General features: G+C 49.4%; 14 protein-coding genes. 12 read left to right on the forward strand and 2 right to left on the reverse strand.

The window, feature by feature from the left end; translation table 11 throughout:
- The first annotated feature begins 9 nt into the window (after positions 1-9).
- The 7 genes from ACTHMC_RS25635 to ACTHMC_RS25665 all read left to right on the forward strand — a co-directional run bounded on the left by ACTHMC_RS25635 (position 10) and on the right by ACTHMC_RS25665 (position 8,234).
- Positions 10-183 carry a hypothetical protein gene (locus ACTHMC_RS25635; protein WP_440417667.1) on the forward strand — a complete coding sequence of 58 codons (174 nt, stop codon included), beginning with the start codon at positions 10-12 and terminating at the stop codon, positions 181-183.
- Positions 184-340: 157 nt separating this feature from the next.
- Positions 341-1,648: an SWIM zinc finger family protein gene (locus ACTHMC_RS25640; protein ID WP_440417668.1), complete on the forward strand. Its 1,308-nt coding sequence runs from the start codon at positions 341-343 to the stop codon at positions 1,646-1,648.
- Between the two features lie 8 nt (positions 1,649-1,656).
- A complete protein-coding gene (locus tag ACTHMC_RS25645; RefSeq protein WP_440417670.1) occupies positions 1,657-3,144 on the forward strand; it encodes a DUF5691 domain-containing protein in 1,488 nt (495 codons plus the stop codon).
- 10 nt (positions 3,145-3,154) lie between these two features.
- On the forward strand, positions 3,155-4,237 hold the full coding sequence (locus ACTHMC_RS25650; protein WP_440417671.1) for an ATP-binding protein: 1,083 nt from the start codon (positions 3,155-3,157) through the stop codon (positions 4,235-4,237).
- A 28-nt stretch (positions 4,238-4,265) separates the two neighbouring features.
- Positions 4,266-6,569 carry a DUF5682 family protein gene (locus tag ACTHMC_RS25655; protein WP_440417672.1) on the forward strand — a complete coding sequence of 768 codons (2,304 nt, stop codon included), beginning with the start codon at positions 4,266-4,268 and terminating at the stop codon, positions 6,567-6,569.
- A 1-nt stretch (position 6,570) separates the two neighbouring features.
- A complete protein-coding gene (locus tag ACTHMC_RS25660) occupies positions 6,571-7,707 on the forward strand; it encodes a VWA domain-containing protein (protein ID WP_440417673.1) in 1,137 nt (378 codons plus the stop codon).
- A 95-nt stretch (positions 7,708-7,802) separates the two neighbouring features.
- Positions 7,803-8,234, forward strand: coding sequence for a VOC family protein (locus ACTHMC_RS25665; RefSeq protein WP_440417675.1), 432 nt, complete (start codon positions 7,803-7,805; stop codon positions 8,232-8,234).
- Between the two features lie 87 nt (positions 8,235-8,321).
- On the opposite strand, the gene ACTHMC_RS25670 is transcribed toward ACTHMC_RS25665, so the two are convergent.
- Together ACTHMC_RS25670 and ACTHMC_RS25675 are read right to left on the reverse strand one after the other, a co-directional pair.
- On the reverse strand, positions 8,322-9,308 hold the full coding sequence (locus ACTHMC_RS25670; RefSeq protein ID WP_440417676.1) for a GlxA family transcriptional regulator: 987 nt from the start codon (positions 9,306-9,308) through the stop codon (positions 8,322-8,324).
- Positions 9,309-9,503: 195 nt separating this feature from the next.
- Entirely contained in the window at positions 9,504-11,561 is a 2,058-nt protein-coding gene (locus ACTHMC_RS25675) for a family 10 glycosylhydrolase (protein WP_440417677.1), read from the reverse strand.
- A gap of 287 nt (positions 11,562-11,848) precedes the next feature.
- Between ACTHMC_RS25675 and ACTHMC_RS25680 the strand changes: the two genes are divergently transcribed.
- The 5 genes from ACTHMC_RS25680 to ACTHMC_RS25700 all read left to right on the forward strand — a co-directional run bounded on the left by ACTHMC_RS25680 (position 11,849) and on the right by ACTHMC_RS25700 (position 16,256).
- Positions 11,849-12,514 (forward strand): FadR/GntR family transcriptional regulator, encoded by a 666-nt coding sequence (locus ACTHMC_RS25680; RefSeq protein WP_440417678.1) that lies wholly within the window; start codon positions 11,849-11,851, stop codon positions 12,512-12,514.
- 6 nt (positions 12,515-12,520) lie between these two features.
- Positions 12,521-13,771 (forward strand): MFS transporter, encoded by a 1,251-nt coding sequence (locus ACTHMC_RS25685; RefSeq protein WP_440417680.1) that lies wholly within the window; start codon positions 12,521-12,523, stop codon positions 13,769-13,771.
- 29 nt (positions 13,772-13,800) lie between these two features.
- The gene (locus ACTHMC_RS25690) at positions 13,801-14,385 is read left to right on the forward strand and encodes a Crp/Fnr family transcriptional regulator (protein ID WP_440417681.1); all 585 of its coding nucleotides are present in this window, start codon (positions 13,801-13,803) and stop codon (positions 14,383-14,385) included.
- Positions 14,386-14,496: 111 nt separating this feature from the next.
- Complete coding sequence (locus tag ACTHMC_RS25695) at positions 14,497-15,369, forward strand: pirin family protein (RefSeq protein ID WP_440417682.1); 873 nt, start codon at positions 14,497-14,499, stop codon at positions 15,367-15,369.
- A gap of 26 nt (positions 15,370-15,395) precedes the next feature.
- A complete protein-coding gene (locus ACTHMC_RS25700; protein ID WP_440417683.1) occupies positions 15,396-16,256 on the forward strand; it encodes a pirin family protein in 861 nt (286 codons plus the stop codon).
- Positions 16,257-16,261 lie beyond the last annotated feature (5 nt).

Raw genomic sequence — 16,261 nt, forward strand, 5'->3', positions numbered from 1 at the left:
AAAGAAACCATGTCCATTAATATTTTCAATAATAACTCCCCCTATTTTCAGTACAGATGGTTTATCATCATGTTCCTGGTGGTAGCATCGGTGATGGTATTTCATGATTTGACCGGAAGAAGAATGTTTGCCTTCTCAGAGCAGCAGCATTGGAGCGCAAAAGGCCCGGAGCATCATAAATGACCGGGAAAGAACACGGAACAATTCCGCAGACCACGCACTATATTTTGTACGGATTTATCTGAAAGATCCCGCACTGCGATTTCAAAAGGAACAGTGAATTGAAAAGCGCGTAAATTACAGCCAGACCATTATATTGATCATTCCCAAATTGTAACCATTGAGCCTTGACCTGACTGAAGAACAAATACTGAAGCTTGCGCCTGATGCAGGTTCCATAAAATCGGGTAAGGAACTTTCCAACCCGGCAAAATGGGTGAGCAAGGGCGCGAACAGAAGAGCCCTCTGGGGCGAATGCCAGGGTAGTGGCAGCAAGCCTTACCAGACACAGATCGATACAGCCAATATTGCATTCAAATGCAGTTGCCCCAGCAGGAAATTCCCCTGCAAACACGGGCTTGGCCTCCTCCTTCTTTACTCAAAACAACCCTCCAGTTTTACCACCACCGAAGAGCCGGAATGGGTAAGCTCCTGGTTGGCTAAAAGAGAAGAAAAACAGGATAAACAAACAGAGAAAAAAGATAAACCTGTTGACGAAGCAGCACAAGCCAAACGTCTTCAGGCCCGCGAACAGAAAGTTGCCGATGGTATCAGCGATCTTCGGTTATGGATCAGCGATATCATCCGGAATGGCATCATCAGTATGCCCGAAAAAGGAAGCGCCTGGTTTGAACAGATGGCCAAACGAATGGTGGATGCACAGGCCCCAGGCCTCGCCACCTGGCTGCGCAACCTCAGCGATACCCCCTTCTATGCCGAAGGATGGCAATCAGGTTTCATGGATCAGCTACTGCAACTTTATTTACTTATCGAAGGGTATACCAATAGTGAAACACAGGACTCCGCCCTGTTGCAGGACCTGCGCTCCGGTATCGGCTTCGCCCAGAAACAGGAAGAGCTGAAAGATCAGCCAGGCATTACAGACGACTGGCTGGTGCTGGCCAAACAGGTAACCGAACGCGATAATATAACCACGGAAAGATGCTGGCTATACGGCACCAATACCAATCAATATGCACTGGTACTCCAGTTCACGGCACGTGGTCAACTGAATCAGCTGATCCTTACACCGGGACTGTTCATCAATGCGGAACTGGTGTTCTTTCCATCTGTGCTTCCGTTGCGCGCACTGATCAAACAACAGTACAAGGCCGGCACATATAAATCCTACACAGGACTGAATAACTGGGAAGAGGTTACGGCCGCCGAAACAGCCGCCTTTGCCAGCATTCCATTCCGCTCAGAAAGGCCTTATATAGTTCGCCAGCTAAGCCCCGTGCAATACAAAGAACAATGGTGGCTGCAAGACAGTAATGGCGCAGTAATGCAGATGAAGGAATCGCAGCGATATATCTGGAAATTATTATCCGTGAGTGGCGGCGAACCGCTCGATGCTGCCCTCATAGGGAAAGAAGACCGCTACGAAGTAGTAGGTGTCTGGAGTAATGGAGAATACATCATCCTATAAATTATGACATGGAGCATTGGAATCAGATAGTAACGGCTGCTATGATGGGCACAGATAAAAGTCTGGTGAACGCTTCGGCCCTTCCTGCTGAGTTGTCGGAAGCCGCAGCTCTGATCACCGCCAACACTAATATCGGAAAGGAGGAACAGTTCCTGCAACTGGGCGCGCTGCTCATGAACTTTCGCCAGTGCGGTGTTACGGCCCTGCCTGATCCCGGAGTGAATGTGAGCAAAGCAGCAGCAGAGTTGCTTCCCTACTGCAGCAATAATGCCATGCAGCGTTTACAGGATGTGGTGGCTGAAGATATGGATAGCCTCACCTTGCTATGGCTGCAGCTTTGCACGCAGAAGAAGCAACTGATACAACCTGCCTATGTTCCCACCATGCTGGAACAGGCCACTTACAACAAAAAATGGCAACCCATGGTAACCGCCTGCTGCGGAAAAAGAGGCGAATGGCTCAGCCAGTTCAACAACGCCTGGAACTTCTCTGCTAATCAAACAGCAGATGATGCCTGGCAGACCGGCTCTCCCGAACAGCGTAAACAGGTATTACGTGATCAGCGCGCTGTAAATCCATCCGAAGCGATTGCCATGTTGCAGGCGGTGTGGCCACAGGAAGATGCCAATACCAAACAGGGCTTTCTAGAACTGCTGTATGATAATATCAGCGGGCGGGATCTGGCTTTCCTGGAACCCTTGCTCGCAGAAAAGAGCAAAAAGGTAAAAGCTGAAGCAGTGCAGTTGCTCCTGCTCATTCCAACATCAGGCCTGATCAGGAAATACGAAGATACCCTGAAGAAACTGGTAACAGTTCAGAAAGAAAAAACCTTGCTGGGCATGAGCAGCAAACTCAAACTGCATTTCGCACCAGCAGAATCGATCAAAAAAGAACAGGCAGCGCTTGGCCTGGAGCCTAAAAGCACAGAACACGGCTATTCCGATGAAGAGTTCATTTATTATCAACTCCTGCGATCCGTGCAGCCAGCCTTCTGGGAAAGATACCTTGAGCTGCCCGGCGATAAAATAGTAGAGCTTTTTCAATCCGATGCATTGGGAAAGAAACTGATCCCTGCGCTGGTACTGGCAGCGGTTGCCAATAAAGACAAACGCTGGGGCGAGATCCTCTTCAGCAAGAGCGATGTACTCTACACGGATGTGCTTCCATTGCTGCCAAAAGAAAAGCGCGAAGCCAGCATGCTCCGTTTCTTCGACAGCGCTGCACAGGATATCATGAAAGCAGCTTTTGAAAGTGATTCCCCCTGGAGCCTTCCCCTCGCTTCAAAAGTAATGATACATATCGCCAATAATCCTTACCAGTATCCAAAAAATATGATGCAGAAGCATATCCGCCTCATCCCGGATGAAGTGGCGGGTTATCTCGATAGCATCAAAGTGCAGGAGGAATATAAAATGAACCTCTGGCGAAGTACAGCTGCCTATCTCAAACAATTACTGAATACCAGGAAAGAAATCATAAACGCATTCAACGTATAAAACAATCCATATGTCAACCATTTTACGTCAGCATGCAGAAACCTTATTCGCACAGGAGCTTGACGAGCTGAAGAAGCAGGACAGCGATCAGAAGCCTGTCAACTGGGTGATGTCGCCGCGCGCTGTTGTCACTTACCTTGTTGGTGGCAAACTGAAGAACGGATTTGAAGTATCTCCGAAATACATCGGCAACAGGCGGCTGATGGAGATTGCAGTGGCTACGCTCACTACAGACCGCGCACTGCTGCTCTATGGATTGCCCGGCACAGCCAAGAGCTGGGTGAGCGAGCACCTGGCCGCAGCCATCAGTGGTAACTCCACCCTGATCGTTCAGGGTACTGCCGGTACCGGTGAAGATGCTATCCGCTATGGATGGAACTATGCCCGCCTCCTCTCTGAAGGACCTACAGAAAAAGCATTGGTGGAAACACCCATTATGCGTGCCATGAAAGATGGAAAGATCGCACGCATAGAAGAGCTGACGCGTATCGGTTCCGATGTACAGGATGCGCTGATCACCATCCTCTCAGAAAAATCATTACCCGTGCCTGAGCTCAATACCGAAGTGCAGGCTGTGCGCGGTTTCAATATCATTGCCACTGCCAATAACAGGGATAAAGGCGTGAACGAATTGAGCAGCGCCCTCAAACGCCGTTTCAATACAGTGATCCTGCCTGTGCCTGATTCCATGGATGAAGAAATAGATATCGTGAAAAGAAGGGTGGAAAGTTTCGAGAAAGTGATGCAGCTTCCTGCGGAACCTCCGGCACTGGCAGAGATCCGCCGCGTAGTTACCATCTTCCGCGAGCTCCGGAATGGTGTAACGCTCGATGGAAAAACAAAAGTGAAAATGCCTACCGGCACCCTTAGCACAGCAGAAGCAATCTCAGTAATGAACAACGGACTGAGCATGGCCGCCTACTTTGGCGATGGTACACTCAATGCCCATGACCTGGCTGCCGGTATCATCGGTGCAGTAGTGAAAGATCCCGTGCAGGATAAGATTGTATGGCAGGAATACCTGGAGACGGTCCTCAAAACAAGAGACGACTGGCGTGATATTTACCGCGCCTGCCGCGACCTGGGAGTGTAAATGATTTGGATCACATCAAGTAATTGCAATGGCCATTCAAATTCTTGGAATAAGACATCATGGTCCGGGCTCTGCAAGGAACGTCAAAGAATTTCTTGAAAGAACGAAGCCGGACATCGTGCTGGTGGAAGGCCCTCCTGAAGCCGATGGTATTTTGAAATGGGTGTCGGATAAAGAACTGACGCCCCCCGTGGCCATTCTCTGCTTTCAACCGGAAAACCCGCAGCAGGCGGTATTCTATCCCTTTGCAGAATTCTCTCCTGAATGGCAGGCTATCCTCTATGCCCGGAAGAACAATATCCACGTGCGTTTCATGGACCTGCCCATTGCACACAAGTTTGCTTTGGATGCAGAGAATGATAAACACGAAGCACCTGCCGGACCATTGGATAATACAGATCAGTTGCAATCCGACCAGGATGAAGGAAGGCAAACCCTGACAATAACCCAGGAGCCGGAAAAGGAAGACCCTCCGCAAAAACTTCGCACCGATCCCATCCATGAACTGGCCCTGGCTGCCGGTTATGATGATGGAGAGAAATGGTGGGAACATATGGTGGAATACCGGAAAGACAGCCACGAAATTTTTGAAGCAGTTGAAGAAATGATGGGAGCGCTTCGCGAAGCGTATCCCAATGAAGATGACAAAAGAGAGCAACTGCGCGAAGCATATATGCGAAAAGTGATCCGGCAGGCGGAAAAAGAAATGTTCCGGAATATTGCCGTGATCTGCGGCGCCTGGCACGCCCCGGCATTGAAAGACATGCCGAAACAAAAAGAAGACAACGAGCTGCTGAAAGGATTACCCAAAGTAAAAGTGGAATGCACCTGGATCCCCTGGACTTACAACCGCCTGAGCCTTGCATCCGGATACGGTGCAGGCATCTGGAGTCCCGGCTGGTACCACCATCTCTGGAAACATCCCAAAGATGACGGCACCCGCTGGATGGCACTGGTGGCAAAACTTTTCAGGGAACAGCAGATAGATACGTCCGTTGCCCATATAATGGAGGCGGTCAGGCTTTCACAGTCTCTCGCTGCTCTCCGCAATCTTTCCAAAGCAGGACTGGAAGAACTGAACGAAGCCACGCTCAGTGTGCTCTGCATGGGTGAGAACATCCTGCTGTCGCTGGTGAATGATAAGCTGATCATCTCCGATCGTATCGGGAATGTGCCGGTAGAAATTCCCAAGCCCCCCCTTCAACTGGATATTGAAAAACTGCAGAAAAAACTCAGGCTGCCCCCAACAGCTGAACAGAAAGAATACAATCTCGATCTTCGTAAGGAAACAGACCTGGAGCGAAGTATCTTTCTTCACCGGCTCCGCCTGCTGCAACTGAAATGGGGGCATCAGTCGAATGTTTCCGGAAAGGGAACATTCAAGGAACAATGGACACTTCAATGGGATCCCGCTTTCAGCATCGATATCATTGAAAAAGGAAGCTGGGGCAATACGGTGGAAGAAGCTGGCAGCAGGTTTGTAATGCACCAGGCATATTCATCGGATGAGCTGCGGGTGGTTTGTGCATTGCTTGAACAATCGATCCCTGCTGCATTACCCACCGCGGTGGAAGCACTCATCAATATGATCAACAACCTGGCGGCTACCAGCGATGATGTGGTGCAACTGATGGAAGTGATCCCTGCCCTGGTAAATGTAAGCCGCTACGGAAACGTGCGCAATACTGATGCCGGCATGGTGCTGGGCATTGTAGACAGTATGATCACGCGCATATGCGTGAGCCTGCCCAATGCCTGCGTATCCGTAGATGATGATGCGGCTGAACACCTGCTTGAGCTCTTCCGGAAAATGACGGAAGCGGTGAACCTGCTGCAGAAACCAACACTCACACTGCAATGGCAGCAAACATTACAGGTGATAGCAGGCAGCGGTTCCACTTCTCCTGTGATTGCAGGCTACGCCACCCGTTTGCTGAGCGACTATAAAAAATGGGAAAGCGATGAGCTGCTGAAGAAATTCTATCAGGCCATGTCAACAGCCGCAGCGCCAGCCACAGCTGCCGCCTGGCTCGAGGGCTTTCTCAAAGGAAGCGGCACCATTCTCCTGCTGGATAATGAGCTCTGGATGGTGGTCAACGGCTGGCTGGAACAATTACCCGAAGAAACCTTCATGCAGGTATTGCCTTTGCTCAGAAGGACCTTCGCGCATTTCTCCCAACCCGAAAGAAGGAAGCTGGGCGAAAAGGCAAAACATGGCAGCACAGGAATAACCGCTAAACAGGTATCAACAGATATCGATACCGTACGGGCACTGAAAGGCATTCCCGTGGTAATGAAACTTTTCAATTATCCCATTCAAATCCAGGACTGATATGAATGAAACCAACCTGCGTAAATGGAGACTGATCCTTGGTGGTGATCAGCATGATGGCACCGGCACAAGCCTGGGCCCACAGGATCTTAAAATAGACAAAACACTGGAAGCGCTGTACGACAGTGACCGGCGCGGCGGCCTTGGAGGCTCATCTCCTAACGTAAGCCGATGGCTGGGAGATATCCGCAGCTTCTTCCCCAATACCGTTGTGCAGGTGATGCAGAAAGATGCGCTCAAGCGCCTCGATCTTACACAGATGCTCACCGAAAAAGAAATGCTGGAGAATGTAGAGGCAGACGTGCACCTGGTTGCCACGTTGATGACGCTCAGCCGCGTGATCCCGGAAAAAACTAAAGACACTGCCCGGGCTGTTGTGCGCAAAGTGGTGGACGAGCTGATGAAGAAATTACAGCAGCCTATGCAACAAGCCATAACGGGAAGTCTTAACCGGTCGATCCGGAACAGGAGACCAAGACATAATGAGATCAACTGGGCCGCAACCATTCAGAAGAACCTGAAACATTATCAACCGGAATACAAGACCATCATTCCTGAGACCCGCATCGGGTATGGAAGAAAAAGTACATCGCTGAAAGACGTGGTGCTCTGCCTGGATCAGTCGGGCTCCATGGGCACATCCGTTGTGTACTCTGGTATTTTTGGTGCAGTAATGGCCAGCATCCCCGCCATCAAAACAAAGATGGTGGTGTTCGATACTGCCGTGGCTGATCTTACAGAAGAGCTGAAGGACCCGGTAGAACTGCTTTTTGGCGTGCAGTTGGGCGGAGGCACGGATATCAGCCTGGCACTCACCTATTGCCAGCAGATCATTACAAGGCCATCGGATACTGTACTGGTATTGATCACGGATCTTTATGAAGGCGGCGATCCCGCCGGCATGCGCAAGCGCGCCACAGAATTGGTTGGCGCAGGTGTGCAGGTAATTGTTTTGCTGGCACTCAATGATGATGGTGCACCCGGTTACGATCACCAGGAGGCAAAATTCTTTTCCAACCTGGGCGTGCCTGTATTTGCCTGCACACCGGATAAATTCCCGGATATGATGGCGGCCGCCCTCACCAAACAGGACCTGAACATCTGGGCCGCAAAAGAAGACCTGGTGCTGAAAAAATAAGCTGGTCGCATTTTACCTGCTTTTTGTCGGAATTGTACAAGCGATGATAACGGCAGAGGAACTAAGTTTGCAGCATCAAATCAAAACACACTATCATGGTACAACAGATATTTGTAAACCTTCCGGTGAAGGACCTGAATAAAACAAAGGAGTTTTTTGCTCACCTGGGATTCACATTCAATGAGCAGTTCACCAATGAAGCTGCAGCCTGCATGATCATTGGCGAGAATATTTATGCGATGCTACTGGTGGAACCTTTCTTCCAGAGTTTCCATAACAAGGCAGTGGGTGACCCAACCAAAACTGCACAGGTGATCAACGCGCTGGCTGTAGGCAGCAGGGCTGAAGTGGATGCGTTGGTAGACAAAGCCCTGGAAGCAGGTGGCTCCTTCACCAAAGAGCCCGCAGATCATGGCTGGATGTATGGTCGCAGTTTTGCGGATATCAACGGACATCAGTGGGAAGTATTGTACATGGATGAGTCGGCCATTCCGGAAGATGTTGCGGCAGACAGTCAGAATAATTAAAAAGCAGGCCATATAAAACAAACCGGGATCATCACAACGATGATCCCGGTTTGTTTAGAAACTAAAGCTGAATATTTTACTTGCAATTCAGTTCTCGGACAAGGTCAGTCTGTTGTACTTGTTCCGGTACTGAACCGGTGATAAGCCGGTGATCCTTTTAAAAGTTGACCTGAATGCTTTGGAGTCTGTATAGCCCACTTTGTACATTACTTCATTTACATTGTCGCGGCTCGATTCCAGGTTTTGTTTGGCAGCTTCCACCCGCACGCGCTGGATATATTCCACTACCGTATTGGCAGTAGCTTTCTTGAAGCGGCGTTCCAGGTTGCGGCGGCTCAGCGCCAGCATGCTTGCCAACTGATCCACCGAGATCTTGTCCTGAACGTTCTTCTCGATAAATTCCTGGGCGCGATGGATGGTGTCATCTTCATGCGTTTTCTGTCCCTTGAACATCATGAAAGGGCTCTGGCTCTTGCGGTCGATATCTATCTGGAAAGTTTTGGCGCATACCACGGCAATTTCACGCCCTGCATATTTTTCGATCAGGTAGATCAGCAGGTTGAGGTAGGAGAATGCGCCACCGCTGGAGTAGATCCCGCTTTCATCAGTGAGGATCCTGTCTTCCACCAGTTCTACTTCAGGGAAGGCTTTACGGAATGCATCTGCCGCCAGCCAGTGCGTGCTTACCTTTCTGCCATTGACGAGGCCGGTTGAGGCCAGCAGGAATGCGCCGATGCAAAGGCTGGCCACTTCAGAACCCTGACTATGTTGCCTGATGATCCAGGGGATGAAGTCGGCATTCTGTTCTATGGCTTTGCCCACATCACCCTGAAGGGCTGGAATGATGATCAGGTCTGTTTTGGAAATATCTTTCAGTAAGGCATCTGCCTTGATGGTGTAAAGCCCATCATACACAGGAACATCTTTTGTAAGCGCCACCAGTTCAACTTTGAACATGGGAGGTCTGCCAAGCTGACCCATCACCATGGTGTTCACTTCTGAAAACACCTGCCGGGGACCTTCTATGCTGCCCAGCAGCGCACCCTGTGGTACAAGGATTGATATATGTTTCATGTCTTAAAATTAGGGGAATTTACTGTCGCTAATTGCCCCGCCGGGAGCAAAGAATACCGAAGTCAGATAATAAGGCGACGAGCCGGTAACTGAAAGCCGACAAACATAAATAATGTGGAAGCATCAAGCTGACAGTATAAAAGCAAGAGACCGTTTCAATGTTGAAACAGTCTCTTTTTGTTTAATAGTAACAATTTATCTGAGCAGGGAAAGTACTTTGGTTTTGAGCGATCCATCCTGCAGATGTATGTAGAGGTTTTTACCAGGGCAGTCGGTCTGCCTGGAATAATCTTTATGAGAAGCGATAGTGTCAGGAGAGATATTGTATTTCCTGCAGGCCCAGGCGATCAGTTTTTCGAGAGCTTCCAGCTGTTGTGCAGGCAGTTCCTGTTCCTCCAGGTTGCCGAGGCATGAGATCAGCAGATGGCCCGTGGGATCGTACTCTGTGGCTGTCTCACCGGTTGTATACACGCTTCTTCCTTCATAAATGGTACCATCCCGTCCGATAAGAAAGTGATAGGGAATATCAGCCCAGTTGCGGTCTGTTCCCATGCCCCAGGTCTGAACATTCTTTATATGCTGTGCTGCGTCTTTGGTGGAATCGAAGCGGGTGCCTTCGTGGTGGATGGTGATGCGTACAGGCGTTTGCTGCTTGAAAGGTTTGGGCTCTGCGGCTTTCCATTCTGCGCGCGGTACGATCTTCAGAGAGGCTAACGGGGGAATATTGGTGATGGGGATCATGATCAACTTGCTTTCATTACCCATACGTGTAACCGAAGTTACACCGATTGCCTTCAAAGCGGATTTAGATTTGTCGTCTGCAGTCACCGGGATGCGGACAGACCGGTCGTTCCGGTTCAGAATTACATAATCCTTTTTCCGGTTGCCATGCTGGAAGTACACTACAAAGCGGAAATCTTCAGCTGCATTTTCCGGTTTCCAGTTCACCTGTAATGAGTCTCCTGCAAAGCTATACGTTACAGCAGGTGCTTCCGGGGTGGCATTGCTGAGCCAGGGAGTGGTGGGCGCCAATGCATCTTTCTTATAAGGACCTTCGATAATGCCCTGTGCGAGTGGCGGGTTACGGCGCAGGCTTGAAATATTCCAGTGAATGGTTCCGGGTGCGTCGGGCACCATGCCGCGGGTGATCATGATCTGGTTCTGGATCTCACGGGTATTGGCGGCACTGGTATCGCGGCCAACGCTCATGCCGGGCCAGAGATGACGCTGGTGCTGGTTTTCGCGGGCCCACCAGCCAAGCAGTACAGGAAAGCTGAGGCCGTTGCGTGTAATGGTCCAGTAGAGTTGCGGCGCAAAATAATCCACCCAACCTTTGTTCCACCAAAGTTTTGCGTCGGCATATAATTGTTCATACTGGTCAAAACCTTCTGCGGATGCAGGCTGTCCGGGGCGATACATCCCGAATGGGCTCAGTCCGAACTTTACATTTTTCTTTTCTGCTTTTATCTTTTTGTAAAGGTTCTCGATGAAACTGTTCACGGCTTCTCTTCTCCAGTCGCCCCGTGATAATTTGCCACCACTGTTCACATAGGCCTGCCAGCTGTTGCCATCAGGGAAGTCTTCAAATTTGTTGTAATCAGGATAAGGATAAAAATAATCATCAAAGTGAACCCCATCGATATCATATCTCTTTACAATATCCATCACCACGGCCGTGCTATGATCTTTTGTGCCCTGCAAAGCAGGATCGAACCACCAGTAATTGCCGTCTTTCAGTTTCAACACCAGTTCCGGTTTCCTTTTCACGATGCTGCTATCTGTAACAGGGCCGCCAACGGTATGATGTGCGCGGTAAGGATTGAGCCATACATGCATTTCGAGACCACGGTTATGCGCTTCCTCGGTCCAGAATTGTAAAGGGTCATAATATGGACTGGGCGCCTTGCCCTGCTCTCCTGTGAGGTAATAACTCCAGGGCTCGAGGCTGCTCTGATAGAGGGCATCCGCCTGCGGCCGCACCTGGAATACCACGGCATTGAAGTGATGGGCCTTCAGGAAATCAAGCAGGGCAATGGCTTCGGCCTGTTGCTCTGCTGTGCTGAGCCCTCGTTTGGAAGGCCAGTCGATATTGGCAACAGTAGCTACCCATGCAGCCCTGAACTCTCTCTGTACCGGAGTGGCGGGCGTTTCAGTATTAACATTATTACTCTGAACTGATTTTTTGGAACTGCTGCAGGCAGGCAGTAAAGAAACCGCTGCAATGGTTATCAATAACAGTAACCTGTTGACCATAGGAAAATAGTGGCGATGATTAAATGAATAAGTTTTAAAAATAGAGAAAGAAGTGTAAACAATCGGGTAAGGAAGATGGCTTTCATAAGTTTTTAAGCAGATTATTCTGATTGTTACGTGAGCCTGCAAGGTAGCCTGATTTTATCGATGCATTTTAATGATGTCTTTTGCAGAAAACCGCAGCGCGAGCTGCTGGGCACAGCGCGCTTCCGCTACAAACTATCGTTCAGTGTTTCCCACTTCTTGCCAATTCCAAAACATTCCCTACCTTTGAGTCATCAGATGATATGATGAATACAAATCAACCTCTAAAGAGACAATCCCTTGCCGACGAAGTGGCCGGCCGCATGGAGCAGCAGATCCGCCAGCAGTACAAGGCCGGCGATCAGCTTCCCACGGAGCCTGAGCTCATGCAGCATTTCGGTGTTGGAAGGTCCAGTATCCGCGAAGCGGTGAAGATCCTCGTGAATAAAGGCATGGTGAAAGTGCAGCAGGGTGTTGGTATGTTCATCGTTGCTACCGAACCGGTGGAATCCCTGCACAGTAAACTGAGGAATGCTCATTACCAGGACCTCAATGAAGTACGGCTTCTGCTGGAAGTGAAGATTGCGGAAAAAGCGGCCATGCATCGCACTGCAAAGGACCTCGCTAAAATGAAGTCGTTCCTGAAAGACCGTGCCCGCTTTGCCAAAGAGGACAATAAGGACGAGACCATCCAGGCCGATATCAATTTTCACTCCACCATTGCAGAAGCCTCGGGAAATCCCATCCTCATCGATCTGTATAAAACGATTGCCACACATATGAAACAGTCCTTTATGGACCGTTATAAAGACTGTTCCTCATTCCGCAACACGCAGGAGATGCATGAAGGACTATTGGAAAGTATCAGTGAAAAAGATCCCTCAAAGGCGTTGATCATGGCTACCAGGATCAGCACCCATAGCAAGTAAAATTTAATGGCAGTTATGCAAAGCACCACGCTCACCCCTGAAGAAAAACAAACAGCGCAGAAAGTAGCAGAAGGAACGGTATTCTCCGTTCTGATAGCACTCAGTATCACTCACCTGCTCAATGACACTCTGCAATCTCTGATCCCCGCCATGTACCCTATTCTGGCGAAATCATTGAAACTGGACTTCACGCAGGTGGGCCTGATCACGCTTACCTTCCAGATGTCTGCTTCTATTTTGCAGCCACTGGTAGGAATGTACACTGATAAAAAGCCGCAACCTTTTTCTTTGGCTATCGGCATGAGCTTTACCCTGATGGGGCTTATCTCCCTCTCCATGGCGCATAGCTTCCCGATGGTACTGGTATCTGTTGCACTGGTGGGTATCGGTTCTGCTATCTTCCATCCGGAAGCATCCAGGCTGGCTTATATGGCAGCCGGTGGAAGACATGGTATGGCACAATCGCTTTTCCAGGTGGGCGGTAATGCAGGCAGTTCCCTGGGGCCCTTGCTGGCCGCAGCTATCATCGTTCCGCTGGGACAGTTCCATGTGATCTGGTTTTCGTTGGCTGCCTTACTGGCCATCTTCATCATGCTGCGCATCAGCGCCTGGTATAAGCTGAACACACATCGTATCAAACCGAAGCGATCCGCTGCCGCTGGTGTACAGCATGTACAACTATCAAAAGGAAAAGTGATCTTTTCCATCGTCATACTGCTTGTACTGATCTTTTCCAAGTACTTCTACATGGCCAGTCTCACCAGCTATTACACTTTCTACCTCATGGATAAATTCCAGATATCTGTGCAGAGCGCGCAGATCCATCTCTTCATCTTCCTCTTCTCCATTGCGGCCGGAACCTTTATTGGTGGCCCGCTGGGCGACAGGATCGGAAGGAAATATGTGATCTGGATCTCCATTCTCGGTTGTGCCCCTTTCACCCTGCTGATGCCGCATGCCAACCTTTTCTGGACCAGCATACTCAGTGTGTTCATCGGGGTTATCCTCAGCTCTGCTTTCTCCGCCATCCTGGTATATGCACAGGAGCTGATGCCGGGTAAAGTGGGCATGATCGCCGGTCTCTTCTTCGGCTTTGCCTTTGGTATGGCCGGTGTGGGATCAGCCCTTCTGGGTAAGCTGGCCGATGCCACAAGTATCCGTTACGTGTATGAAGTATGTGCCTGGTTACCGCTGATAGGAATCCTCACGGCCTTCCTGCCTAACCTCGAAGGAAGCAGAAAAAGAGCGAAGGCCTGAGCCTGATCCGGATTTCTTACCTTTAGCGCATGTATGAAATCCTCCTGAAGAATATTACCAGGCGTATTACGCTGACCAGTGAAGAGATTGAGTTTTTCACCAGTCAGCTGACCACCAAAAAATTAAAACGCAGGCAATACCTTGTACAGGAAGGAGAGTTCAACAAGTACTCTGCCTTCGTAACAAGTGGTTGCCTGCGCAGTTATACGGTAGATAAGAACGGGATCGAACATGTATTGCAATTTGCTCCCCAGGACTGGTGGATCACAGACATGGCCAGTTTTCTGCACAATCTCCCCGGTACTCTTTTTATAGATGCCATTTTCGAAAGTGAACTGATCCTGATCCAGCGATCCGGTATCGAAAAATTATATCAAACAATCCCCGCTTTTGAGCGTTACTTCAGGATACTGTCCGAGAATGCCCTGGTGACTTACCAGCGCAGGCTGATGGACAATCTCAGTCTCACCGCCCGTGAACGTTATGATCATTTCTGCATCCGGTACCCCTCACTGATTGAAACCCTTCCCCAGAAACAGATTGCCGCCTATATCGGTGTGACCCCGGAATTCCTCAGCAAAATGCTGAATGCAGGCCATAACCGGAAAGACTGATCCCCTGAAAACGCTTAATGTAGATTAAGTTTATTTCTTAACCTGCATTATTGGAACAGCCCTTCCCTCCGGGGTATTTTTGCTTCATCATTACAACAGTAAGGAGGCAATATGAAAAAGATAATTGAAAATATTTTCGCAAGACCCGCAGCTGCCGGAATGGTTGGCGACGGATTCAGGGTATATCAGTATTTCCCCGGACCAAAGTCTTTCTTCCCGCAAAAGATCAGCCCTTTTCTGATGCTCGACTTCAATGCTGAAATTGACTTCAGTCCATCCGATACCGTACGCGGCGTAGGCGTTCACCCGCACAAAGGTTTTGAAACGGTTACCGTTGCTTACAAAGGTGCGGTAGCGCATGCCGACAGTGCCGGTAATGCAGGTGTGATCAATGCAGGTGATGTACAGTGGATGACAGCCGGTGCAGGCATACTTCACAAAGAGCATCATGATGAAGCCTACTCTAAAAAGGGCGGACCTTTTGAAATGGTGCAGCTCTGGGTGAACCTTCCCAAAAAATTCAAACAAACGCCTGCCAAATACCAGGCCATCACCAATGATGATATGGGCAGGGCGGAGCTGGCAGATAATGGAGGTTATGTACGTGTGGTTGCAGGGGATTTCAACGGAGTGAAAGGGCCTGCCTTTACTTTCACCCCCATCAATATGTTTGATATCCACCTGAATAAAAATGGTAACTTAACCACTTCGATCCCTGCATCTCATAACACTGCTATCCTGGTTGTGAACGGAGATGTGGAAGTGAATGGCGCACACGCTGCCGAGCACAGTTTCATACTGTTCCGTAACGAAGGCGAAGAAGTTACCATCAGGGCCAATGAAGACAGTGTGCTGCTTTTCCTGAGTGGTGAGCCCATCAAAGAACCTGTTGCCAGTTACGGTCCATTTGTGATGAACACACAGGAAGAATTACTGGAAGCAATGCAGGAGTTCAACTCAGGAAAATACGGAACACTTGAATAAAAATTTATAAAGACATACACCCGGTTATGACAAAGTCAATAGAGCATATCCTTGCAGGAAGAGAAAAGAAGATCACAGAACAGGAAACAGTTTTACAACCCCTGCCACATAAGGATTTCAGGTTCGCCAATCCTTTCATTGTTATCCATCATATGCAACCGGAGCAGATCCTTCCGGGCTCTAAACAAAGGATTCATCCGCATCCGCACAGAGGATTTGCACCCGTTACCTTCATGTTTCAGGGAGAAGGTTATCACAAAGACAATGCAGGACATGATGAAGTAATCAGTGCAGGAGGTGCTCAATGGATGTTTGCCGGGAAAGGGCTGCTGCACAGCGAAGGGCCCACTGACCGGATCCTTCGCAACGGTGGTACGCAGGAACTGGTACAGATTTGGGTGAATGTTCCAAAGGCTGAGAAATGGGGCGAACCCTGGTATCAGGGCGCCACCAAAGAGCAGATGCCATCTGTATTGCAACAGCCCGGAACTTCACTGAAACTGGTGAGCGGTGAGTATGACGGCCAGAAAGGCCCGCTGAATAAGAGCTTCACGCCAGTGATCAGTGTAATGGGAAGTATAGAGAAAGGTACGTCGGTCCGGTTTCCTGCCACGCCCGGCTACTGGAGCCTGCTATACATCGTAAACGGAGGTCTTACCATCAATGATAAAGAAAAGGTCCCGGCGCATAACCTGGTTATCTTTGAAAAAGACAATGATGAGTTCTTTGTTCACGCAAATGAGAACAGTACCATACTTTTTCTTTCTGCGGAGCCTATTGATGAACCGGTGGCAGCTAAGGATAATTTTGTAATGAATACGGCCGAAGAAGTTGAACAGGCCATCACGGATTATCAGAACGGAGTTTTCGGAACCTTAAGTTACTAATCACA

Origin of the sequence: Pseudobacter sp., assembly GCF_051955275.1 — a bacterium.
Lineage (GTDB): Bacteria > Bacteroidota > Bacteroidia > Chitinophagales > Chitinophagaceae > Pseudobacter.

What these genes read in the sequence shown, in the direction of transcription:
- ACTHMC_RS25635 (WP_440417667.1), top strand. Translation starts at nt 10, where the DNA reads ATGTCCATTAATATTTTCAATAATAACTCCCCCTATTTTCAGTACAGA.
- ACTHMC_RS25690 (WP_440417681.1), top strand. Translation starts at nt 13,801, where the DNA reads ATGTATGAAATCCTCCTGAAGAATATTACCAGGCGTATTACGCTGACC.
- ACTHMC_RS25695 (WP_440417682.1), top strand. Translation starts at nt 14,497, where the DNA reads ATGAAAAAGATAATTGAAAATATTTTCGCAAGACCCGCAGCTGCCGGA.
- ACTHMC_RS25655 (WP_440417672.1), top strand. Translation starts at nt 4,266, where the DNA reads ATGGCCATTCAAATTCTTGGAATAAGACATCATGGTCCGGGCTCTGCA.
- ACTHMC_RS25665 (WP_440417675.1), top strand. Translation starts at nt 7,803, where the DNA reads ATGGTACAACAGATATTTGTAAACCTTCCGGTGAAGGACCTGAATAAA.
- ACTHMC_RS25660 (WP_440417673.1), top strand. Translation starts at nt 6,571, where the DNA reads ATGAATGAAACCAACCTGCGTAAATGGAGACTGATCCTTGGTGGTGAT.
- ACTHMC_RS25700 (WP_440417683.1), top strand. Translation starts at nt 15,396, where the DNA reads ATGACAAAGTCAATAGAGCATATCCTTGCAGGAAGAGAAAAGAAGATC.
- ACTHMC_RS25670 (WP_440417676.1), bottom strand. Translation starts at nt 9,308, where the DNA reads ATGAAACATATATCAATCCTTGTACCACAGGGTGCGCTGCTGGGCAGC.
- ACTHMC_RS25645 (WP_440417670.1), top strand. Translation starts at nt 1,657, where the DNA reads ATGGAGCATTGGAATCAGATAGTAACGGCTGCTATGATGGGCACAGAT.
- ACTHMC_RS25685 (WP_440417680.1), top strand. Translation starts at nt 12,521, where the DNA reads ATGGCAGTTATGCAAAGCACCACGCTCACCCCTGAAGAAAAACAAACA.
- ACTHMC_RS25680 (WP_440417678.1), top strand. Translation starts at nt 11,849, where the DNA reads ATGATGAATACAAATCAACCTCTAAAGAGACAATCCCTTGCCGACGAA.
- ACTHMC_RS25650 (WP_440417671.1), top strand. Translation starts at nt 3,155, where the DNA reads ATGTCAACCATTTTACGTCAGCATGCAGAAACCTTATTCGCACAGGAG.
- ACTHMC_RS25675 (WP_440417677.1), bottom strand. Translation starts at nt 11,561, where the DNA reads ATGGTCAACAGGTTACTGTTATTGATAACCATTGCAGCGGTTTCTTTA.